18 protein-coding genes are annotated in these 22,259 nt (G+C 70.5%); 3 read left to right on the plus strand and 15 right to left on the minus strand.

Translation table 11 applies throughout. From position 1 onward, the window contains the following. Positions 1-89: 89 nt before the first annotated feature. The 4 genes from FV227_RS06290 to dapB all read right to left on the minus strand — a co-directional run bounded on the left by FV227_RS06290 (position 90) and on the right by dapB (position 3,445). Positions 90-1,049: a hypothetical protein gene (locus tag FV227_RS06290; RefSeq protein ID WP_147858571.1), complete on the minus strand. Its 960-nt coding sequence runs from the start codon at positions 1,047-1,049 to the stop codon at positions 90-92. Between the two features lie 183 nt (positions 1,050-1,232). Next, entirely contained in the window at positions 1,233-1,880 is a 648-nt protein-coding gene (locus FV227_RS06295) for an alpha-ketoglutarate-dependent dioxygenase AlkB (protein ID WP_147725021.1), read from the minus strand. A gap of 10 nt (positions 1,881-1,890) precedes the next feature. Further along, positions 1,891-2,526 (minus strand): 2,3-bisphosphoglycerate-dependent phosphoglycerate mutase, encoded by a 636-nt coding sequence (locus FV227_RS06300; RefSeq protein ID WP_147725019.1) that lies wholly within the window; start codon positions 2,524-2,526, stop codon positions 1,891-1,893. A gap of 121 nt (positions 2,527-2,647) precedes the next feature. Further along, positions 2,648-3,445, minus strand: a complete 798-nt coding sequence (gene dapB, locus FV227_RS06305) for a 4-hydroxy-tetrahydrodipicolinate reductase (RefSeq protein WP_147725017.1) — start codon at positions 3,443-3,445, stop codon at positions 2,648-2,650. Positions 3,446-3,640: 195 nt separating this feature from the next. Here dapB and ybaL point away from each other — a divergent pair, with 195 nt between their 5' ends. Then, on the plus strand, positions 3,641-5,494 hold the full coding sequence (gene ybaL, locus FV227_RS06310) for a YbaL family putative K(+) efflux transporter (protein ID WP_147725015.1): 1,854 nt from the start codon (positions 3,641-3,643) through the stop codon (positions 5,492-5,494). A gap of 17 nt (positions 5,495-5,511) precedes the next feature. Here ybaL and FV227_RS06315 read toward each other — a convergent pair whose 3' ends face one another. The 4 genes from FV227_RS06315 to FV227_RS06330 form a co-directional block, all read right to left on the minus strand. Next, a complete protein-coding gene (locus FV227_RS06315) occupies positions 5,512-6,927 on the minus strand; it encodes a UdgX family uracil-DNA binding protein (protein ID WP_246686365.1) in 1,416 nt (471 codons plus the stop codon). 173 nt (positions 6,928-7,100) lie between these two features. Further along, on the minus strand, positions 7,101-8,312 hold the full coding sequence (locus tag FV227_RS06320) for a putative DNA modification/repair radical SAM protein (RefSeq protein WP_147725011.1): 1,212 nt from the start codon (positions 8,310-8,312) through the stop codon (positions 7,101-7,103). Between the two features lie 112 nt (positions 8,313-8,424). After that, the gene (locus tag FV227_RS06325) at positions 8,425-8,856 is read right to left on the minus strand and encodes an OsmC family protein (RefSeq protein ID WP_147725009.1); all 432 of its coding nucleotides are present in this window, start codon (positions 8,854-8,856) and stop codon (positions 8,425-8,427) included. A 95-nt stretch (positions 8,857-8,951) separates the two neighbouring features. Continuing rightward, positions 8,952-9,542 (minus strand): RecX family transcriptional regulator, encoded by a 591-nt coding sequence (locus FV227_RS06330; RefSeq protein ID WP_243984810.1) that lies wholly within the window; start codon positions 9,540-9,542, stop codon positions 8,952-8,954. Between the two features lie 107 nt (positions 9,543-9,649). On the opposite strand from FV227_RS06330, the gene FV227_RS06335 reads away from it, so the two are divergent. Then, the gene (locus FV227_RS06335; RefSeq protein ID WP_147725005.1) at positions 9,650-11,056 is read left to right on the plus strand and encodes a TAXI family TRAP transporter solute-binding subunit; all 1,407 of its coding nucleotides are present in this window, start codon (positions 9,650-9,652) and stop codon (positions 11,054-11,056) included. 24 nt (positions 11,057-11,080) lie between these two features. Here FV227_RS06335 and FV227_RS06340 read toward each other — a convergent pair whose 3' ends face one another. After that, entirely contained in the window at positions 11,081-13,789 is a 2,709-nt protein-coding gene (locus FV227_RS06340; protein ID WP_147858596.1) for a PAS domain-containing sensor histidine kinase, read from the minus strand. A gap of 226 nt (positions 13,790-14,015) precedes the next feature. Beyond that, positions 14,016-15,449, minus strand: a complete 1,434-nt coding sequence (locus FV227_RS06345; protein WP_147725003.1) for an FAD-linked oxidase C-terminal domain-containing protein — start codon at positions 15,447-15,449, stop codon at positions 14,016-14,018. Positions 15,450-15,755: 306 nt separating this feature from the next. Here FV227_RS06345 and FV227_RS06350 point away from each other — a divergent pair, with 306 nt between their 5' ends. Beyond that, positions 15,756-16,118 (plus strand): c-type cytochrome, encoded by a 363-nt coding sequence (locus FV227_RS06350; RefSeq protein WP_147725000.1) that lies wholly within the window; start codon positions 15,756-15,758, stop codon positions 16,116-16,118. A gap of 114 nt (positions 16,119-16,232) precedes the next feature. On the opposite strand, the gene FV227_RS06355 is transcribed toward FV227_RS06350, so the two are convergent. The 5 genes from FV227_RS06355 to FV227_RS06375 all read right to left on the minus strand — a co-directional run bounded on the left by FV227_RS06355 (position 16,233) and on the right by FV227_RS06375 (position 22,141). Further along, positions 16,233-16,736 carry a MarR family transcriptional regulator gene (locus tag FV227_RS06355; RefSeq protein WP_147858572.1) on the minus strand — a complete coding sequence of 168 codons (504 nt, stop codon included), beginning with the start codon at positions 16,734-16,736 and terminating at the stop codon, positions 16,233-16,235. Between the two features lie 159 nt (positions 16,737-16,895). Further along, complete coding sequence (locus tag FV227_RS06360; RefSeq protein ID WP_147858573.1) at positions 16,896-18,038, minus strand: dimethylmenaquinone methyltransferase; 1,143 nt, start codon at positions 18,036-18,038, stop codon at positions 16,896-16,898. Between the two features lie 76 nt (positions 18,039-18,114). Beyond that, a complete protein-coding gene (locus FV227_RS06365; protein ID WP_246686366.1) occupies positions 18,115-19,269 on the minus strand; it encodes an ABC transporter permease in 1,155 nt (384 codons plus the stop codon). Between the two features lie 2 nt (positions 19,270-19,271). Then, complete coding sequence (locus FV227_RS06370; protein WP_147724992.1) at positions 19,272-20,288, minus strand: ABC transporter permease; 1,017 nt, start codon at positions 20,286-20,288, stop codon at positions 19,272-19,274. Next, positions 20,285-22,141, minus strand: coding sequence for an ABC transporter substrate-binding protein (locus FV227_RS06375; RefSeq protein WP_246686360.1), 1,857 nt, complete (start codon positions 22,139-22,141; stop codon positions 20,285-20,287). The genes FV227_RS06370 and FV227_RS06375 overlap by 4 nt, the downstream gene beginning before the upstream one ends. Positions 22,142-22,259 lie beyond the last annotated feature (118 nt).

Below are 22,259 nucleotides of genomic sequence, written 5' to 3' on the forward strand. Positions count from 1 at the left end.
CGTCTACGAGACGGCGCGTCGCGACGACAACCGGTGGTCGCAAGGAGTGGTTTCCTCGGACGACGGGCGAATTCTCAGGCTGCCCCGTGCTATTTCACCTGAACACTGTCCACGACCTCGCGAAATTTGGCGAGCGTGCCTTCGCGCTGGTCCTCGCGCACCACCCCGAGGGCGCGGAGATAGCCGTCCGGCGCGAAGCGGATCGTCTGGGAGACGACGACCGGCGTGTTCGTCGGCATGTCGGTGGCGCGCGCCACGATCTCGTGCCAATCGGTTCCGTTCGAGCGGTAGCTCTGCGAGCGCTCGATCACGAAATCCTTCATGGTCTGGTTGGAGTACAGCGCGGCCTTGGCGAAGCCGTCGCGCTGCTCGGCCGTCGGCGGCTGCTGCACCGCCTGAGCCAGAACCAGGATCGGCTGCTCGAGGTTGCTCATCTGGTCCTTCGGCCCCTGCGTCAGCAGAACCGAGTTGCCGGCGAGCACGCGCAGCGGGCGGAACCCCGCCGGATCGGCGATGCGGAAGGGCAGCGCGTCGACCTGCTGCGCCAGCGTCAGCGCCGGCCGGATTGTCACGCCGGTGACGAGGCTGCGCATGGTCTTCTCGGTCTCGGCATCGGGCAGCGCCTGCCCGATGATCAGGCCGGTGACGGTCGGATCGCCGACGAGCAGCAGCCACTTGCGGACCGTCGGCGTGGCGCTGCCCGGTTCGCCCGGCTGCGAGCCGGTGAACAGCATGCCGTCGGCCTCGCCGATCTTCACCGGCTCGCGGGCCTCGACGGCGAAGCCCTGGTTCTTCAGGTTGGCGTCGGTGAAGGTCTGCACGAGGTCGGCGAAGGCGGTCGCCGGCAGCTCGACCACCGAGAGCGTCGCCCCGCCCTCCTTGCGCTCGAAGCCGGAGAAGCGGCGCGAGGGCGACATGTCGGAGGGCGGCTCGAACCCGAAGCGCGAGCCCGCGGGATAGATCGGCTCGGCGGCCGACGCCGGCCCCGCATCGAAGCCGAGCACCAGGGCAAGCAGCGCGAGGGCGGACAGACGGGGGCGCAGGCGCATCGAACCAGGATCTCCACAATCCGGAATGGCGCCGGACCGGATGCGATGCGTCGGCCCGCGGCCGGGTCCTGTCAAGCGGACGCGTTCACGCGTCTACCCGGATGCCGGACCTGCGGGCCTTGGAGCGAACTTCGAACCAGGCGCCTGTCTCCATGAGTGCGCATCAACCCGGGCCCTTCGCGTTCAAGGCGCCCTCGTCACCCGCCGCAGGGTCAGGTTGCAGCGGCCGCCCGGGGGCAGGAAGGGCGGGTCCGGGTCTTCCGCCACCGACAGCAGGTCGCCGCCCGCGACGATGCGGTCGACGCCGTGGTGGATGAGGCGGGAGGGGCCGCCGATCACCAGGGCGTCGCCGGCTGTCAGGCGGATCGAGCGGGTCGGGTCGGAGCGCTTCGGGCCGCCGTAGCGGAACACCGCCGCCGCGCCCAGCGACAGGGACACGACCGGGGCCGTCAGGTCGTCCTCGTCGCGGTCCTGGTGCAGGCCCATGCGGGCGCCCGTCGCGTAGAGGTTGATCAGGCAGGCCTCGGGCGGGCGGGGATGATCGGCGAGCGCGTCCCAGGCGGCGCGTGCGGTCGCGGGCATCGCCGGCCAGGGGTCGCCGGTCTCGGGATGATCCGGCTGGTAGCGGTATCCGGCGACGTCCGAGACCCAGCCGAGCGGGCCGGCATTCGACATCCGCACCGAGAACGGTTTTCCCGTGCGCGGCATCCGCGGCGTGAACGGCGGCGCGGCCGCCAGCACGGTCGCGATCTCGTCGGAGAGGCGCCGCCGGGCGGCCGCATCGAGCCAGCCGGGATGGTGGATCAGGCCCGGCGCGAGTTCGACCGCCACGCGCTGCGCGTCACGCGTCGTCGATGTCGCGTTCCAGCACCGTCTTCGAGGCGACGGTGGTGTCGGCCTTGAGGCGGTAGACGAGCGGCACGCCGGTGGCGATCTCCAGGCCGGCGATGGTCGTGGTGTTGAGCCGGTCGAGCACCATCACCAGGGCGCGGAGCGAGTTGCCGTGGGCGGCCACCAGCACCCGATCGCCGGCCATCACGCGGGGCAGGATCGTCTCGATATAGTAGGGCAGCACCCGGGCCGCGGTGTCCTTCAGGCTCTCGCCGCCGGGCGGCGGGATATCGTAGGAGCGGCGCCACTGGTGCACCTGCTCGGCCCCCCAGCGCGCCTTGGCGTCTTCCTTGTTGAGGCCGGACAGGTCGCCGTAATCGCGCTCGTTCAACGCCTCCGAGCGGATCGTCTCGATCTCGGACAGGCCCATCTCGCCGAGCATCAGCTTGCAGGTCCGCTGCGCCCGCCCGAGGTTCGAGGTGAACGCCACGTCGAAGCCGTAGCCCTCGCTCTTCAGCCAGCGCCCGGCCTTGTGCGCCTCGTCGACGCCGCGCTCGGTGAGGTCCGGGTTGCGCCAGCCGGTGAAGAGGTTCTTGAGGTTCCACTCGCTCTGGCCGTGGCGAGCGAGGACGAGCAAGCGGTCCATCGGGGTCCGGTCTTTCTGGGGAGGCGCCCGATCGGGCAGGTCGCTGCGGCTCCTACCAGAGCCGGGCCGAGGCCCCAAGCGCGGGCCGACCACCCGCGCCCGTCCGTGGTCGAGCGTAGCCTTACAGGCCGAGCACGTCTGTCATGCTGTAGAGGCCCGGCGGCTTCGGATGCGCCCAGAGCGCCGCCTTCACCGCTCCGGCCGCGAACAGGCTGCGATCTTCGGCGTGGTGCGAGAGGGTGATGCGCTCGCCGGCGCCGGCGAACATCACCGAATGATCGCCGACGACGCTGCCGCCGCGCAGCGTCGCGAAGCCAATGTCGCCGGCCCGGCGCGCGCCGGTATGGCCGTCCCGGGTCGAGACGCGGACGTCGGCGAGGTCGACGCCGCGGCCTGCCGCGGCGGCCTCCCCGAGCAGCAGGGCGGTGCCGGAGGGCGCGTCCACCTTCATGCGGTGGTGCATCTCGGCGATCTCGATGTCGAATTCCGGCCCCAGGGCGGCGGCGACCCGCTGCACCAGGGCGGCGAGCAGGTTGACCCCGAGCGACATGTTGCCGGAGCGCACGATGCGGGCGTGGTAGGCGGCGGCCCGGAGCTTGGCGAGGTCGTCCTCCGACAGGCCGGTGGTGCCGACCACGTGGACGATGCGGGCCTGCGCCGCGAGCTCGGCGAACTGCACCGTCGCCGCCGGGACGGTGAAATCGAGCACGCCGTCGCAGGCCGCGAACGCCGTCAGCGGGTCGTCGGTGACGGGCACGCCGAGCGGGTGGAGGCCGGCGAGCGTCCCGGCATCGTGGCCGATCGCGTCCGAGCCTTCGCGCTCGATCGCGGCCGAGAGCGTGCAGCCCTCGGCTTCCGCCACCGCGCGGATCAGCATCCGCCCCATGCGCCCGTCGGCGCCCACCACCACCAGCCGCATCGTCTTCGCCGTCCTTCGATCCGAGGATCACGGGTATAGGCTCGGTGCCGGCCTGCCAACCCGATCCTGCCGACCCGAACGTGCCTGTGCGCCGGAACACCCCCGGGTGCCATCGCGTACGGAATTCGATGCGCGATTCCGCTACGGCGTTCAGGAACGCCCATCCCGACGCCGACGCCAGGAGACCATCGCCCCGTGCCGCATGCGACCGAGCTGATCGCCATCATCGCCCTGGGCCTCGTGATCGCCTTCGTGTTCGGCATGCTGGCGCAACGCCTGCGGCTGCCGCCGCTGGTCGGCTACCTCGTAGCCGGCATCGCCATCGGGCCGTTCACGCCGGGCTTCGTCGGCGACCAGAAGCTCGCCGGCCAGCTCGCCGAGATCGGCGTAATCCTGCTGATGTTCGGCGTCGGCCTGCACTTCTCGATCAAGGACCTCATGGCGGTGCGCACGATCGCGCTGCCCGGCGCCGTGGTGCAGATCGCGGTGGCGACCGCGATGGGCGGCGGCCTGGCGCTCGCCTGGGGGTGGGGCCTCGGCGCCGGCTTGGTGTTCGGCCTCGCCCTGTCGGTGGCGAGCACGGTGGTGCTGCTGCGGGCGCTGGAGGAGCGCAACCTGCTCGACAGCGACAAGGGCCGTATCGCGGTCGGCTGGCTCATCGTCGAGGATCTCGCGATGGTCCTCGCCTTGGTGCTGCTGCCGGCGCTGGCGCCCTCGCTCGGCGGGAGCGCCGGTACCGGCGACCATGCCACGGGCAACACCCTCGCGCAGGCGCTCTCCGGCTATCTCGGCGACAGCATCTGGCTCACCCTCGGGCTGACGCTCGCCAAGGTCGGCGTCTTCACCACCCTGATGCTGGTCGCAGGCCGCCGCATGGTGCCGTGGCTGCTCGACCAGGCGGCCCGCACGGGATCGCGCGAGCTGTTCACCCTCGCCGTGCTCGCGCTCGCGCTCGGCATCGCCTTCGGCTCGGCGGAGCTGTTCGGCGTGTCCTTCGCCCTCGGCGCCTTCTTCGCCGGCATGGTGCTCGCCGAGTCCGACCTGAGCCATCAGGCCGCGGCCGATTCCCTGCCGCTGCAGGACGCGTTCGCGGTGCTGTTCTTCGTCTCGGTCGGCATGCTGTTCGACCCCGGCATCCTCGTGCGCGAGCCGCTCTCGGTGCTGGCGGTGCTCGGCGTGATCCTGCTCGGCAAGTCGATCGCCGCGGTGGCGATCGTGCTGGCGTTCAAGCATCCGGTCGGCACCGCGCTCACCATCGCCGCGAGCCTGGCGCAGATCGGCGAGTTCTCCTTCATCCTCGTCGGGCTCGGCCTGTCGCTGAAGCTGCTGCCGGAGGAGGGGCGCGACCTCATCCTCGGCGGGGCGCTGCTGTCGATCACGCTGAACCCGTTGTTCTTCGTGCTCGCCGCGCGGGTGGAGCGCTACCTCGCCGACAGGCCCGACCTCGCGCGCCGATTCGAGCGCCACGGCGCCGATGCGATCGCCGTCGCCGAGCCCGCCAAGCCCCATCGCGGCCACGCGATCATCGTCGGCTACGGCCGGGTCGGCAGCGGGATCGGCAAGGCGCTCGACGCCTGGGACCTGCCCTTCGTCGTGGTCGATCGCGACCGCCGGCGGGTGCTCGACCTGCGCGCCTCGGGCCTGGAGGTGGTGTTCGGCGATGCGCTGGCGCCGGGCATCCTCGCCGCCGCCGACATCGCGCAGGCCCGCCTCCTGGTGATCGCGACGCCGGATTCGCACCATGCGCGCCGGCTGGTCGAGATCGCCCGGGAGGCGAACCCGCGGATCGACACCCTGATCCGCACTCACAGCGACGCCGAGCGCCGCCGGATGGAGGAGGAGAAGGTCGGGCTGGTGCTGATGGCCGAGCGCGAACTCGCCTTCGGCATGACCTTCTATGCCCTGCGCAGCCTCGGCCTGACCGAGGGCGAGGCCCGCCTCTTCGTCGATGCGAGCCGCGCCGACAGCCGCGCCGAGGCGCCGACGGAGGCCGAGATCGACCCATCGCCGGAACTCCGGCCGCACAAGGAGGAGCCGGCGGCGGGGTGAGCGCCGGCCGCGTCGTCCTAGGCCGCCAGCGCGCGCCCCAATTCCGCGACCCGACGCAGGTCGTCGACGAAGGTGGCGTAGGCCTCCTCCTTCGCCTCGTCCGGCAGGCGCAGCAGGTAGGAGGGGTGGACGGTGATGAAGCCCTGGAAGCGGTCGTCGAGGCGCTCGAACCGGAACGGGCCGCGGGCGCGGGTGATCGGGATCTGCTTGCCCGTCAGCGCCAGCACGGCGGTCGCGCCGAGCGCGACGACGAGCTTCGGGGCGACGAAGTCCAGCTCGCGATCGAGCCACCAGCGGTAGTGGCTGACCTCGCCCGCGGTCGGCTTCTGGTGGATGCGGCGCTTGCCCCGCTCCTCGAACTTGAAGTGTTTGACGGCGTTCGTGAGGTAGCTCGCCGCGCGGTCGAGACCCGCTTCCGCCATCGCCCGCGACAGCAGCTGGCCGGCGGGCCCGACGAAGGGGCGGCCCTGCCGGTCCTCCTGGTCGCCCGGCTGCTCGCCGACGAAGGCGATGGTCGAGCCGATGCGGCCCTCGCCGAGCACGGCCTGCGTCGCGCCCGGCACCAGCGGCTCGGAACGCTTGATGATCGCGTTCAGCGCCTCGAGGGTCTTCGGCGCCTGGTCGGACATCGCCGCCACCGCCTTGGCCGGATCGCGCTTGATCGTCATCTGGGGGGCCCTTTCGATCATCTGCGTGGTTCGGGTCGCGGCCGCGCGGACGAGGCCGGGGATGGCGGCGGTCTCCGGCATGTTGTGCCAGTACTTCTTCGGCATCTCCGCCCGCATCGCCTTGAGGTTGGTGCGGGCCGGGTTGAACGTGCTCTCGTAATAGTCCCGCCAGCCGGCCTCGAAGCCATCGCCCTCCGGCAGCTGCGCCTTGTCGCCCGGCGGTCCGAAGGTCAGCGCCGTGCGGTCCCAATGCGCCGAGCCGTCCGGCGTCAGGATCGTCCAGTCCATGGCGCGGAACCGGTCGACGAAGAACGGAGCCGCGGCCTCAAGGATGTGGTTGTCCGGCTCGAACCACGCCACGAAGCGTTCGCCCGTATCGGTTTCGATACGGCGAAAGCGCAGGAACGCGTGCATCTTGTGCAGGTCGCGGCCGATCGCCTTGCGCATCCCGTTGAGGCGGTGGACCAGCGGGTCGCTCGCCACCTCCGGCAGGTGGCGCTCGCCGCGAAGCACGCGCCAGACCAGGGTGTGGAGCAGCGCGTAGCGCTCGGGATCGCGGTGGGGCACCACCATCGGGATCAGCCCGGCCACGGGCTTCGGCAGCGCGACCGGCGGCGCGTCGGGCTCGTCGCTGGCGGACGTGCCGAACAAGCCGGGCGCATCGCCCGCCGACCACGTGACGCGATCGGGCGGAACCCCGTCGGCGACCAGCCGGCGCAGGGTGGCGCGGAAGCCATCGAGATCGGCACCGGGGCGCAGGTGGATCGTGCGATGCGCGCTGTCTGTCCCTCCCCCCTCTGCGGGGGAGGGTGGCCCGCGAAGCGGGTCGGGAGAGGGGAGCGCGCTATCCGGAGAGGTCGCTCCCCTCTCCCGACCCTCGTTGACGCGAGGCCTACCCTCCCCCGCACAGGGGAGAGGGACGAGGTCGCGCGCATCCATCAGAACAGGCTCAGCTGCTGCGCCGGCTCCACCAGACGGCTGCGCAGATCGAGCCGATCGGTGAGCCCGCCCGGCGTGTAGTCGGCCGCGATCAGGAACGGGCGGGCGCGCTTCAGCGCCGAGGACAGCCGCGCCACGTCGTCGAGCCGCAGGCGCGTGTGGCGGCGCGCGCGGATGATCTTGTCGACCGCCCGCGCCCCGAGGCCGGGGACGCGCAGCAGCATCTCGCGGTCCCCGGTGTTCACGTCCACGGGGAAACGATGCCGGTTCTTCAGTGCCCAGGCGAGCTTCGGGTCGATGTCGAGGGAGAACATCCCGTCGTCCGCCGCATCGGCGACGTCGTCGGCGGAGAAGTCGTAGTACCGGATCAGCCAGTCGGCCTGGTACAGCCGATGCTCGCGCTGGAGCGGCGGCGCCTTCAGCGGAAGGATGCCGGAGCCTTCCGGGATCGGGCTGAAGGCCGAGTAGTACACCCGCTTGAGCCCGACGCTGCCGTAGAGATGCGCGCTCTTGCGGATCAGCGCCTCGTCGGTGGTCGCGTCGGCCCCGACGATCACCTGCGTCGACTGCCCGGCCGGCGAGAAGCGCCGGCGCTCGGCCTTGGCCTCGACGATGCGCTCGGCCACCTGCGCCATCGCCCCGAGAATCGTCGCGCCGTCCTTCTCGGGGGCCAGCTTCTGCAGGCTCGCCTCGGTCGGCAGCTCGACGTTGATCGAGAGGCGGTCGGCGTAGAGGCCGGCTTCCTCGATCAGCCACGGGCTCGCCTCGGGAATCGACTTGAGGTGGATGTAGCCGCGGAACCCGTGGTCGCGCCGCAGCGACTTCGCCACCCGCGTCAGCAGCTCCATCGTGTAGTCGGGCGACTTGATGATGCCGGAGGAGAGGAACAACCCTTCGATGTAGTTGCGCTTGTAGAACTCCACCGTCAGCGTCACGACATCTTGCACCGAGAAGCGCGCCCGCTCGACGTTCGAGGAGCGGCGATTGATGCAGTAGGCGCAATCGAACAGGCAGTAGTTCGTCAGCAGAATCTTCAGCAGCGAGATGCAGCGGCCGTCCGGAGTGTAGGCGTGGCAGATCCCCGATCCGGTAGTCGAGCCGAGCTCGTCCTTGCCGGCCTTGCGCTTCGGCGCGCCGGACGACGAGCACGAGGCGTCGTACTTGGCGGCATCGGCGAGGATGCGCAGTTTCTTGGCGAGCGTTTCATCCATCGAACAAACAATGAACCCGGGGAGCGTGAATACAAGGCGTCGGCCGGCGTTGCCCCCGGGCGGCGATGCCGCACCCCGCCTGCCTTTCGCGGGGCGCGGCTCTGAAGACCGATCAGCCCTGCTTGAGGGTGGCCTTCAGGGTGATCTCGCAGTCCAGAACCTTCGAGATCGGGCAGCCGATCTCGGCGGCATGCGCCAGCGCGTCGAACTTGGCCTGGTCGATGCCCGGGATCGCCGCGGTCAACGTCAGCGCGGACTTCGTCACCTTGAAGCCGGCACCGTCCTTCTCGAGCGTCACGACCGCCTCGGTGGTCATCTCGGTCGCGGCCAGCCCGGCTTCCTGCAGCTGGAACGCCAGCGCCATGGTGAAGCAGCCGGAATGCGCCGCCGCGATCAGCTCCTCCGGATTGGTCCCGGGCTTGTCCTCGAAGCGCGTGTTGAAGCCGTAGGGCTGCTGCGAGAGCACGCCGGACTGAGTCGTGATCGTGCCCTTGCCATCCTTGCCATTGCCCTGCCAGACAGCGTGCGCCTTGCGGTTGATCATCGAAGCTCTCCAGGGTTCGCGGTGGCGCGCACGACCGTGCGCGACGTCACCGTCGATGACCGGCCAAGTGGCGCAGGCTCCGGCGAGTTCCAGGCTCAGGCCCCGTCGGGCACCTCCTCGGCGTCGACGGTGCGGCGCGCGAGATCGTAGCCGAAGCCGGCCCGCGCCAGCGCCGCCAGATCCCGGTCGCGGTGGAGAGCGCGGATGTCCGGGCGGCGGAACGGCCCGAGCCGCCGCCGCTTGGCGTAGGCGAAGGCGGCCTTCTCCTCGATCGCCGCCGAATCCGCCTCGGGCACGGCCTCGCGCTCGGCCTCCATCGCGGTCTCGACCGCATCGCGCGACAGGCCCTTGGCCGACAGCTTGGCCGAAGCGCCGCGGGAAGAGGTGCCGCGCCGGCGCAACGTCGCGAGCCGCGCAGTCGCGAAGCGCGCGTCGTCGACCAGCCCGGCGGAGACCGCCCGCGCCACCGTCGCCTCGATCATCTCGAAGAAGGCGCTCGCCTCTTCGCCGCGGGCCCGGGCGCGCTTCTCGACCCGCCGCCGCAGCGTCCGGCGCAGCATCTCCACCGAGGCGCTGTAGCGCTCGAGGTAGTGCAACGCCGCCCGCTCGAGATAGGCGGCCGTGACGGGCGGCGCGGGCCTTGCAGCGCGGGCCGCACCGGAGTCTGCAACGGTTGCGCGTTTCACGGGTTCTTCACGATCCGGACAGGTTTCGGTTTCATGGATCAGCCATGGAACCCAGGCAACGCGGCAGGATCGGTCATGGTCTCCTCCCCGCAGCATCGGCCATCCTGTTGAGACGCGAGTGGCTCCTCGTGCTGCTCGCTCTCGGGCTCGCCGCCACCGCGGCGGCGGTGGTCTACCTGTCCCGTCCGACCACGCTGACCGTAGCGGTCGGGCCGCAGGACGGCCCCGAGGCCGCGCTGATGGAGGCCTACGCCAACGCCCTGTCCCGCGCCCGCGAGGATGTACGCCTGAAGGTGGTGCGCTACGCCGACGTGCGCGACAGCGCGGCCGCGCTCCAGGCCAACAAGGCCGACCTCGCGGTGGTGCGGCCGGACGTGCTGCTGCCCGAGAACGGCCTGACGCTCGCCATCCTGCACGACGAGGCCCTGATCGTCGCCGCCTCGGAGGCCGGCGAGATCGATGATTTTCCCGACCTTGCACGCCGGCGCCTCGGCATCGTCGTGCGCCACAGCGCCGACATCCCGTTCATCACCAACCTGCTGACCTTCTACGACTTCGTCCCCGCCGCCGCCGACATCCCGGACGGCGAGGAAGCCCCGCCGGGGCAGGTCGTGCTGGTTCCGCTGAAGCCGTCCGAAGTCACCGCCGCGATCGCCGAGAAGCGGGTCGACGCGGTGGCGATCATCGCCAGCCCGACCTCGAAGGCCGCGGGCGCCATGGTCCACGCCGTCGAGATCGGCCTTCCCGACAAGAAGGTCGGCCTCGTCTCGGTGCCGGACGGCGACGCGATCCTGCAGCGCTATCCCGAGCTGCAATCCGTCACGATCCCGGCCGGAACCTTCGGCGGGCGCCCGAAGCGTCCGGCCGAGGAGGTCAAGACCGTCGGCGCCTCGTATCGCCTGATGGCGCGGGGCACCGTGAGCCGGGTCGCCGTCGCCTCCGCGACGCAGCACCTGTTCGAGTGGCGCTCGCGCCTCGCGGCGGCCGCGCCGATCGTCAGGCTGATGAAGGCGCCCGACTTCGACACCACGGTCGCCGCCACCTCGGCGCGCCTGCCCAACCACCCCGGCGCGGTGGACTACTTCGAGCGCGAGCAGCAGACGTTCCTCGACCGCTACGAGGACTACATCTACCTGCTCGCCTTCTTCGGCGGAACGATCGGCTCCGCCGTCGCCTGGCTCGGCCAGCGCCTCGCCCGCAAGCGGCGCGAGCGGGTCGACATCGTGCTCGACCGCCTGCTCGACGTGATGCGCGAGGTCCGCGCCGCGCCGACGATGGCCGAGCTCGACGCCCTGGCGATCGAGGTGGACGATCTCGTCGCCGACGTGGTGCGCTACGCCCGCGAGCGCTCGATCGACGCGCGCACGGTCAGCGCCCTGATCCTGGCGGTGGACGGGGTCCACGCGGCGATCAACGACGGCCGACGTGGGCTTTCCGCCGGGGCCGAGCATCGCCCCGGCGGCCGCACGCGGGCCGCCCGGTCGCTCGCCCTCAACCTCTCGGCCGCCGAATAGGCGAGCCCGGGACGCGGCGTCGCCCTATCCCTCGATGATCTCGCGGATGCGGCTGGCCAGCACCTCGACCGGGAACGGCTTGGTGATCATCTGCATGCCCGGGTCGAGGCCGCCGTTGCCGAAGATCGCGTTCTCGGCATAGCCGGTGATGAAGAGGATCTTCAGCCCGGGCCGCACCAGCCGGGCGCGGTCGGCGAGCTGGCGCCCGTTGAGGCCGGGCAGGCCGACGTCGCTGACCATCAGGTCGATCCGCGCGCGCGATTCCGCGATGCGCAGGCCGGCCGGCCCGTCGGCGGCCTCGAGGGCGTGGTAGCCGAGCTCGCCCAGCACCTCGACGATGAGGTCGCGCACCACCGGGTCGTCCTCGACGACGAGCACCGTCTCGCCGCGCTCGGCGCGCAGGGCCGTGGCGATCCCGGGACCGGTGCCCTCGGCCGCCGCCTCGCCGCGGTAGCGCGGCAGGTAGATCTTGATCGTCGTGCCCGATCCCAGCTCGGAGTAGATCTTGGCGTGCCCCTCCGACTGCTTGGCGAAGCCGTAAATCATCGACAGGCCGAGGCCGGTGCCCTGGCCCAGCGGCTTCGTGGTGAAGAACGGGTCGAAGGCCTTGGCGGCCACGTCCGCGCTCATGCCGGTGCCGGTGTCGGTCACGCAGACGCAGATGTACTGGCCCGGTTCCACCTCCGGATGCAGCCGCGCGTAGGCCCGATCGAGGTGGGTGTTGCAGGTCTCGATCACGAGGCGGCCGCCGTCCGGCATCGCGTCGCGGGCGTTGATCGCGAGGTTGAGCAGCGCGTTCTCGAGCTGGTGCGGGTCGCAGAGCGTGAGCCACAGGCCGCCGGCGGTGACGATCTCCAGGTTGACCTGCTCCGTCAGCGTCCGGCGCAGCATGTCCTCCATGCCGGCGATCAGGCCGTTGGCGTCGGTGGGCTTCGGCTCCAGCGGCTGGCGGCGGGCGAAGGCCAGCAGGCGATGGGTCAACGCGGCGGCGCGGTTGGCCGAGGACAAAGCCGCGGTGGCGTACTTCTCGATCTGCTCGGTCCGGCCCTGCTTGATCCGGGTCTGCATCAGGTCGAGCGAGCCGACGATGCCGGTGAGCAGGTTGTTGAAGTCGTGGGCGATGCCGCCGGTGAGCTGTCCGACCGCCTCCATCTTCTGCGCCTGGCGCAGCAGCTCCTCGACCGCACGCTGCTCGGTGATGTCGCGGCCGACGATGTAGAACAGGTCGCCTTCCGGCACCGCGTTCCAGGAGATGGTGAGGCGTTCGCCGTCCTTCCGGATGACGTGGTCGACGAAGCCGTCGACGGTCTCGCCGCGGGCGAGCTGCGCGACGACCTCGGCGGTCTCGGCATGGTCGGCGGTGTCGATGATCGTCGCGAACGGCTCGCCGAGGAGTTCCTCGCGGCTCCAGCCGAGCACCCGCGTCCAGGCCGGGTTGACCGCCTTGAGGTAGCCGTCGAGCCCGGCCGTGCCCATCAGGTCGGTCGTGGTCTCCCAGAGCCGGTTGCGCTCGCGGGTGCGCGATTCGACCTCCCGCGTCAGCGCGGCCTCGATCCGCGTCCGGTCGGTGATGTCCTGCACGAAGGCGTAGAAGCCGTCGACGGCGCCGTCGCCATCCCGCCGCGGGATGTAGCGGATGTCCGCGACGCGCTCGCGCCCGTCGGGATGCGGCCACTCCATCTCGAAGCGGACATCCTCCCCGCCGAGCGCCGCGGCGAAGGCCGGCTCACGCCGCGCGAATCCGTCCTCGTCCACGAGGTCGCGGACGGTACGGCCGATCACTTCGGAAAGCGGGCGCGAGAACCACGTCTCGTAGGCGGCGTTCGCGAAGCGGTAGGTCAGCGTCGGATCGATGAAGGCGATCAGGCTCGGGAGCGCGTCGGCCACCAGGCGAAGCTCGCGCGCAGCCGCGCGGACCGCGTCCTCGGCGTCGCGACGCTCGGTGATGTCGAAGGTCACGCCCGGGAACTGAACGGGGCGGCCGTCCGCATCGAGCACGCACTGCCCTTGCGCCGCGACCCAGCGCACGCCGTCCGGCTGGACGAGCCGGTACTCGGCCGCGAAGTCGCCGCCCGTCCGCATCGCCGCCGCGATCCGCTCCTGCACGGCGGGCAGGTCGTCGGGATGGATGCCGCCGAAGAACTCGGCGATCGGCGCGCCGGCAACGGCCCGGTCGGGATCGACGCCGTAGAGGCGGGCGAAGCGGGCATCCGCGGTGACGCGGTCGGCCGCGACGTCCCAGTCCCAGGTGCCGATGCCGTCGCCGGCCGAGAGCGCGAGGTCGAGCCGGCTGCGGCTGTCCTCGCGGTCCTTTTCCGCCAGGATCTGCGCAGTGGTCTCCCGCGTGATGCAGATCATGCCTGCGACCGCGCCGTCGTCGTCGTGGACCGGCGAGTACGAGAAGGTCCACCAGGTCCGCTCGGGCTGCCCGCGACGGTGCATCGTCAGCGGCAGGTCGCGCACCGACACGCCTTCGCCCGCGAGCGCCCGGGCGCAGAGCGGCCCGATCTCCGGCCACAGGTCCGCCCACAGCTCCGGAAACCGCACGCCGAGCGCACGGGAGACGCGATCGCCCAGCACCTCGCGATAGGCGTCGTTGAAGAAGCTGACGAGGTCCGGCCCCCAGGCCAGGAACATCGGCACCGGGCAGGCGAGCATCGTCGCGAGCGTGGTGCGGAGCCCCACCGGCCATTCCGCCAGCGGGCCGAGCACCGAGCCGGACCAATCCTTCATCAGGATCTCGCGGCCGGTCTCGCCGCCCTCGGCGAGGAAGCGGAACTTCGGGTCCTCGATGCCAATCGTCACCGGGTCGGTCTCGGCACGGTCCGGTCGCGATCCGGACGTCGGCCGAGGCGGCGTTCCTGGCGGGCGGTGGCTGTCGAAACGTCGGTCCGGAACATCGCAGGAGGGATGTCGGCAAGTCCGATGGGTGTCAACGCGGGTCCGGCGGGTCCTGCTCTCAGGCGGCGACCCGCCCTTCGAGCGGGAAAACCTTCGCCGGGTTCATCAGCCAGTGCGGGTCGAAGACGTTGCGCACTCGCATCTGCTGCTCCAGGTCGGCCTGCGTGTACTGAAAGCGCATCAGCTCGCGCTTCTCGATGCCGACGCCGTGCTCGCCGGTCAGGCATCCGCCGACCTCGACGCAGAGCTTGAGGATCTCGTCGCCCGCGGTCTCGGCCTTCTGCAGCTCGCCGGGCTTGTTGATGTCGAACAGGATCAGCGGGTGCAGGTTGCCGTCGCCGGCATGGAACACGTTGGCGACGCGAAGCCCCTGCGCCTTGCAGATCGCGCCGATGCGCTCCAGCACCACGGAGAGCTGCCCGGTCGGGATCGTGCCGTCCATGCAGATGTAGTCGGAGATGCGCCCCGTGGCGCCGAAGGCCGACTTGCGGCCCTTCCAGATCGCGGCGGATTCGGCCTCCGACTTCGAGACCCGGATGCTCGTCGGGCGGAAATCCTGCGCGATCGCCGCGATGCGGGCGAGCATCGCCTCGCACTCGGTGTCCGAGCCCTCGACCTCGATGATCAGCATCGCCTCGGCGTCGCGCGGGTAGCCGGCCTGCGCGAAATCCTCGGTGATCAGGATCGCCTCGCGGTCCATGTACTCGATCGCAACCGGGATGATGCCGGCGGCGATGATCGCCGCGGTGCAGGCGCCGGCATCCTCGACCGACGAGAAGCCGACGAGCGCCGGGCGCGCGCCCTCGGCGGCGCGCAGGATCCGGACGGTCGCCTCGGTGACGATGCCGAGCTGCCCCTCCGAGCCGCAGATCAGCCCGAGCAGGTCGTAGCCGCCGGCATCGAGATGGTCGCCGCCGATCTCGACCACGGTGCCGTCGTTCATCACCAGCGTCACGCCCATCAAGTTGTTGGTGGTGACGCCGTACTTAAGGCAGTGCGCCCCGCCGGAATTCATCGCGATGTTGCCGGCGATGGTGCAGGCAAGCTGGCTCGACGGGTCGGGTGCGTAGAAGAAGCCCTCGTGGCCGACCGCGCCCGAGATCGCCAGGTTGGTGATCCCGCTCTGGACGCGGGCGATGCGGTTCTCGAAATCGAGGGCGAGCACCTGGGTCATCTTCCCCACGCCGAGGATGATCGCATCCTCCTGCGCGATGGCGCCGCCGGCCAGCGACGTGCCGGCGCCGCGCGGCACCACGCGGACGCCGTGGGCGTGGCAATAGGCCATCACCGCGGAGACCTCGGCGGTGGTAGAGGGCAGGACCACCGCCAGCGGCATCTTGCGGTAGGCGGTGAGCCCGTCGGTCTCGAAGGCGCGGCGCTCGTCCTCCGTGGTCACCAGGGCCTCGGGGCCGACCAGCGGCCGCAGGCCGGCGACGATTGCGTCGCGGCGGGCGACGACGCCGACATCGGGCTCGGGGAAGCGGATGGACATGGCGAAACCTCCGGAATTCGTCGATCCGATCGTCACCGCGTCAGGCCCTTCAGCCGCCGCTCAGGAGCGTGGGCCTAGACGGGTTCCGCGGCGGTGCGGGGACCGTTTGGAGATCAGTCTATCGCACTCCCGGCGGGTCCGCACCGTCGGGCGAAGGGGCGACTCGAAGGCGACTGAGAGGCTACTGCAACGTTTGGTCGCACCGGCACATCGGCGTGAACGGCGTTTGCACCTTCGACCTGTTCCAATCGACCAAGCTCTGCCATAAGCCTGACGGCCATAGCCGTCATAATGGAGGAAATCCCGATGCGTCATGTCATCCTCGGCGCCGCCCTTGCCCTGCTCTTGCCGATCGCCGCTCAGGCGGAAGGCGATGCGGCCGCCGGCGAGAAGGCGTTCGCACCCTGCAAGTCCTGCCACAACTTCGAGAAGAACGGCGTCGGCCCGAACCTCAAGGGCATCGTCGGCGAGAAGGCCGGCGAGGGCCGCGACGGCTACGCCTTCTCCGCGGCGCTGAAGAACTCGGGCATCACCTGGGACGAGGCGAATCTCAAGGAGTGGCTGGTCGACCCGAAGAAGAAGGTCCCCGGCACCAAGATGGTCTTCCCGGGCATCAAGGACGAGAAGAAGGTCGAGGACATCATCGCCTACCTCAAGTCCAAGACCTGAGCGATCGACGACCCGGCCATTCAGGTCAGGCCGAGGGCCGTTCCCGCTCACGCGGGGACGGCTTTTTTTCTTTGCGGTCGCCGAGTTTCGCAGGAGTCGACATTGCTGGCCCGATCAGGCGTCGGTGCCGTCGTGCAGGCCGGTGCGGAGGGTGACGAGATGGTCGAGCAGGGCGCGGCGCCCCTCGACGTCGAGGCCGGTCATGCCGCCGGCCTGATCGGGAATGCAGGCCAGCGGCTTGCGCAGGGCCCGGCCGGAATCGGTCAGGAAGATGCTGACCTGGCGCTCGTCCGCACGATCGCGGGCGCGCCGGACCCGGCCCGACGCCTCGAGCCGCTTCAGCAACGGCGTGAGCGTCCCGGAATCGAGGAACAGCCGCGTCCCGATCTCCTTCACCGACAACCCTTCCTCCTCCCACAGGACGAGAAGCACGAGGTATTGCGGGTAGGTGAGGTCGTGCTGGCCCAGCAGCGTGCGATAGGCGCGGCCGAAGGCATGCGCCGCGGCGTAGACGGCGAAGCAAAGCTGGTTGTCGAGGCGCTGCGAGTCCGCGGACGCCTCCGAGACGATTGCGGGCTTCCTCGGCGCTCGCCGCTGCGAGCCTTGCCGAACGGACATGGGCTTTTCGACTCCGGTTGACGACGCTGGTCAAATCCCAGCACGAATTCGGTCAGGCGTAGGCACAGATCTGACGCAGTATCTCGGTCGGGCAATATCTTAGCCAGCACGGAGCGATTGCACAATCTATGCGATCATCCTGCGGCTTTTCGAGACGGACTACCCTTTCCAATCCTTAAGCGCGGCGAAGGGGCTGCCCGAGCGATCCGGCGGCGGCGGATTGAGAATCGGCTCGACCTGGGCGATCGCGTCGGCGAGCGAGAAGGCCGAGCCGGCGGGCAGCTTGCCGCCGGCGGCGTCCTTGTGGCCGCCGCCGCGGAACTTGCGCGCGGCATCCAGGGCGGTCTCGTCGTTCGAGCGGAACGACAGGGAGCCCGTGCGCTGGACGTTGCACACCCGCTTGGCGCCGCCGCGATCCATGATCAGGTCCGAGACGCGCTGGAAGGTGCCCGAATCGAGGCCGAACGAGAGCAGGGTCCCGTCCGAGAGGGGGCGGAACAGCACGTCCGAGCGCGCGAGCACGCGGGCGATCCGCATCCGCGTGGTCAGGTTGCGGTCGTCGTCGGCCTCCCCATCGAGGAGCCGATCGAGGACCTGCCGGCGCAGCGCGGCGACCCGGATCTCGATCTCGGCGGGCGCCAGGCCTTCGTCGATCAGCCCCGAGACCGCGCGGAGCAGCGCCACGACGAAGCGGTCGTGCCAGGGGTGGCCGACCGGCACGAGGTTGCCGACGTTGTCCCAGAACACCTCGTCGAGCATCAGCCCGCTGGCGAAGGTCGGGCGCTCCTTCTTCCACAGGTCGAGGGCGTCCACGGCCTCGACCAGGGCGGTGAGATCCTCGCCGTCGCGCGTCGCGTAGAGGCTGCGGTTGGCGTGCGCCATCCGCGTGGCGCAGCAGGTCTCGTCGATCAGGACGACGACGTCCGGGTCGTCCAGCTCGAAGCGCTTCGGCGAGGCCGCCTCGTCCACCGGCTCGACCCCGTGCTGGCGCAGCTGGTCGATCGACGAGGCGTGATGGTCGAGGACGATCAGGCGGTGGCGGGCATCCTCGCCCCGCTTGCGGTTCATCGCGACGAAGCTCTTGAGGAACTTCACCGCCACCGGCTCGAGCCCGAGATCGGTCATGATCAGCGTCTCGGAGGCTTCCGCCTTCGACAGGCGCTTCAGCTCCTCCTCGACCACCGGGCCGACATCGGAGTAGCGGGGCACGTGAACGATCCGCGCGACGTCGACGTGGTTGCCGACGATCGCCACGGCGCCGTAGCCGTCGAGGTCGTGATGGGTGATCTGGGTGACGGTCACGGGGCGGTCCTCGGGAGCGATCTCGCCGCCTTATGCGGCACGGCGCGGCCCGGGGCGAGCCCTGCCGAGGCGTGCCTCAATGATACGGGTCGGCGGCGTCCCGAAGCCCGTCGCCCAGGAAGTTGAACGCCAGCACCGTCACCAGCACGGGCACCACCGGCAGCAGCAGCCAGGGGTAGAGCTGCACCGCCGAGAGGTTCTGGGCGTCGTTGAGCAGCACGCCCCAGCTCGTCACCGGCGGCCGAAGGCCGAGGCCGAGGAACGACAAGGCGGTCTCGCCCAGGATCATCGTCGGGATCGAGAGCGTCGCCGAGGCGATCAAGTGGCTCATGAAGTTCGGGATCAGGTGCCGGCCGATGACGCGGGCGGGCGAGGCGCCCATCAGCTCCGCCGCCTGCACGAAATCCTCCTCGCGCAGCGCCAGCAGCTTGCCGCGCACGGCGCGCGCGAGGCCCGGCCAATCGAGCAGCCCGAGGATGATGGTGATGCCGAAGAACACCCAGAGCGGGCTCCAGCTCGGCGGCAGCGCCGCCGACAGGGCGAGCCAGAGCGGGAGCTCGGGCAGCGAGCGCACCACCTCGATCAGCCGCTGCACCGCCGCGTCGACGAAGCCGCCGAAGTAGCCGGCGATGCCGCCGAGCAGGAGCCCGAGCGCGAACGAGATCGCGACGCCGACGAGGCCGATCACCAGCGAGACCCGCGCGCCGTAGATCATGCGCGAGAGCAGGTCGCGGCCGAGCCGGTCGGTGCCCAGCAGATAGAGCGTCCCGCCCTCGGACGGGCAGACGAGGTGCCGGTCGCCCCGGCCGAGCCCGAGATGGGTGTAGGCGTCGCCGCGGCAGAAGAAGCGCAGCGGCTGCGGCGTGGCGGTGTCGGTGACGTAGCCGCGGCGGAAGGTCTCCATGTCGAGCTCGGCCCGGTACGGATAGACGAACGGCCCGACGAACCGCTCCTTGTGGAACAGGTGCACCGCTTGCGGCGGCGCGAACAGGTAGTCGCCGTTGCGCCTCGCCTGCTCGTAGGGGGCCAGGAACTCGACGAAGGGCACGGCGGCGTAGAGTGCCAGGAGCACGAGCGCCGAGGCGACGGCGATGCGGTGGCCGAGGAACTTCCGGAAGATCAGCCGCCAAGCCGAGGCGTAGGCCGTGCCGGAATCACGTCCGCCGCCGGCCTCCGGATCGAACGGCGCCGGGTCGACGAAGTGAGGTGCCACGGGTGCCGTCTCGGGCACCATCAGCGTGCCCCCATGCGGATGCGCGGATCGAGCCAGACCAGGACGAGGTCCGAGATCAGCATGCCGACGAGCGTCAGCAGCGCGACGAACATCAGGATGAAGCCGGCCATGAACTGGTCCTGGCTCTTTAGCGCGTCGAGCAGCAGCGGGCCGACGGTCGGCAGGCTCAGCACCAGGGAGACGAGCACCGATCCGGAGACGAGGTGCGGCAGCAGGTTGCCGATGTCGGCGACGAACGGGTTCAGCGACATCCGGAACGGATACTTGAGCAGCGCCCGCAGCGGCGGCAGGCCCTTGGCCCGCGCGGTCACGGTGTAGGGCTTCGCGAGCTCGTCGAGCAGGTTCGCCCGCATCCGCCGGATCATCGCCGCCGTGCCGCCGAGCCCGATCACGAGCGTCGGCACCGCGAGGTGGGCCAGCAGCGACTGGACCTTCGGCCAGTCCCAGGGCTTGCCGGTGAAGGATGCGTCGTAGAGGCCGCCGATCGACAGGCCGAACCAGATGTTGGCGTAGAACAGCAGGATCAGCGCCAGCAGGAACCCGGGCACGGCGAGGCCGACATAGCCGAGCACGGTGACGACCGCGTCGCCCGCGGTATGGCGATGCGTCGCCGAGTAGATCGCGATCGGGATCGCGACGAGATGGACGAAGACCAGGGCCGCGAGGTTGACCACCAGCGTCAGCCAGAGCGCATCGCCCACCACCTCGGAAACGGGGCGATCGTACTCGAACGACCAGCCCCAATCGCCCTGCAGCAGCCCGGAGAAGCCCGCCGGGCCGGGCATCAGCCCGATCCAGATCAGGTACTGCTCGTAGACCGGCCGGTCGAGGCCGTATTGCCGGATCAGCAGCTCGGCCTTGGCGACGGACGCCGCCTCGCCCATGGAGCGCAGCTCCATGATCCGGTTCGTCAGGAAGTCGCCCGGCGGCAGCTTGATGATTGCGAAGACGAGGGCGGAGATCACCAGCAGCGTCACCGCCATGGTGAGGACGCGGCGCAGCACGGCGATCGTCATAGCTGGGCCTGGCGTTCGGCCGGGCGGTCCCAGAACATCTCGTCGAGGCGCTGGACGCCGATCATCGCCGTCGGCTCGAAGGCGTACAGCGCCTTGGCCGGCAGGTTGGCGAGATGGCTTGCCGCGACCACCGGCTGCAGCGCGCCCCCGACCGTGCCGATGACCCAGGTGTTCTCGGCGTGGTTCATTAGCATCTCGCGCCAGATCGCCGCCTGCCTGCCCGCGTCGTCGGTGTCGCGCCACTGGCGGTCGAGGTCGATCAGGCGGCGGACGGCCTCGACGTCGCACGCCTCGCCGCTCGCCCCGTGCGTCTCGACGTGGAGGCTCCAGCGCGGCCAGGAATAATGGTCGCTCTGCGCCGGGCTCAGCTCGGTCGGCGGCATGATCGCCGTCGGCACCGCGAGGTCGAGCCCCTGCGCCGCCACCATCACCGTCATCCCGGCCACCGAGCGACGGCGCAGGTTCGTGCGTTCCTGCGGCTTGACCACGAGCTTGATCCCGACCTCGCGCCAGAACTCGCTGATCAGCAGCAGCCCGTCGAGCACCATGGAGACCTCGCCGTCGCTTTCGACGACGAGCTCGAGCAGCCGGCCGTCCGGCATCAGGCGGATGCCGGAGGGGTCGCGCCTGTCGAGGCCGGCGGCGTCGAGCAGTCTTTCGGCCGCCGCCGGTTCGTAGCCCGCATGCAGCGTGCGCATCTCGGGCGCGTAGAGCGGGCTCTCGGGGATCAGCGTGTCGTTGCCCTCGGTGCCGAGGCCGAACAGCAGGGTGTTGTTGAGGGTGCGGCGATCGATGGCGAGCGACAGCGCGTGGCGCCAGCGCACGTCGCGGTTGAGGGCGCGCCAGCCGGGATCGAGGGTCGTCAGGTTCGGGTAGAGCGCGATCTCAGAGCCGCGCGCGAGCGGCCACAGGTTGGTGCGGTAGCCGTGCGCGCGCTCGCCCTCCTTGAGGCTCGGGATGTCGGCCATCGTCAGGCCGCGGAACATCAAGTCGGCCTCGCCGGCATTGGTCTTGGCGACGAGCAGCCCGCTCGAGGCGACGTCCATGACGATGCGGTCGAGATAGGGGAGCTGCGTGCCGGCCGTGTCGATGCGGTGGTAGTAGGGGTTGCGCTCGAACACGAAGCGCGTCGCCGGCGCGCGGGTGCGGGGCCGCCACCCCTGCAGGGTCGGGGCGTCGGGATTGTTCAGCTCGTAGTTGTCGTCCATCCGGTTGTGCAGCGCCGCCCAGCCGCGGAGCTTCTGCGCCTTGGCCGCGGCCTCGGCCTTCTCGCGCCCGACGTATCGCGGATGGACCGGCTTCAGGTAATGCGCCGGGCGGTAGATCAGCGGGTCGCGCGGCGCGGCGAGGGCCGGCAGGAAGCGCGGGTTCGGCCGATCCCAAGTGAAGCGCACGGTGACCGGATCGACGATCTCGACGGTCGGCGGCTTGCCGTCGACCAGCAGGAAATCGGGCGGGCCGCCGGGGCTCAGATCCCTGTCGTTGGCGACGTCTTCCCAGTAGTAGCGGAAATCCTCCGTGGTGAAGGGCTCGCCGTCGGACCAGCGATGGCCCTTGCGCAGGGTGAAGGTGAAGCGCCCGCCCTCGACCGCGACAGCAGCCAGCACGTCGGGCTTCAACACGAGGTCCGCATCGTAGCCGACGAGGCGGGTGTATCCGTAGACCGAGAGGTAGCGCACGTCCCGCGCCTTGGCGATCAGGGTGCGGATCGTCCCGCCGCTGGTGCCGAGCTTGCGCGCGGCGGCGGCGGGATCGACGACGAGCGGGGTTTCGGGCGGCCCTGTCCGAGGGGTATCCGCGCGGGCGAAACGAGGAGCGGCGAAAACCGTCGAGGCAGTCGCGACGCCGATCAACAATGCACGGCGCGAAATCCCGGCATCCGATGTGCGCGCCGCCTCGGCGCGCGTCTCCCTCCCCCCCTTGCGGGAAAGGGTACCTTGCGCAGCAGGGGGGGAGGGGGAGCCCGCGCTT

Origin of the sequence: Methylobacterium sp. WL119, from assembly GCF_008039875.1 — a bacterium.
Taxonomy (GTDB): domain Bacteria; phylum Pseudomonadota; class Alphaproteobacteria; order Rhizobiales; family Beijerinckiaceae; genus Methylobacterium.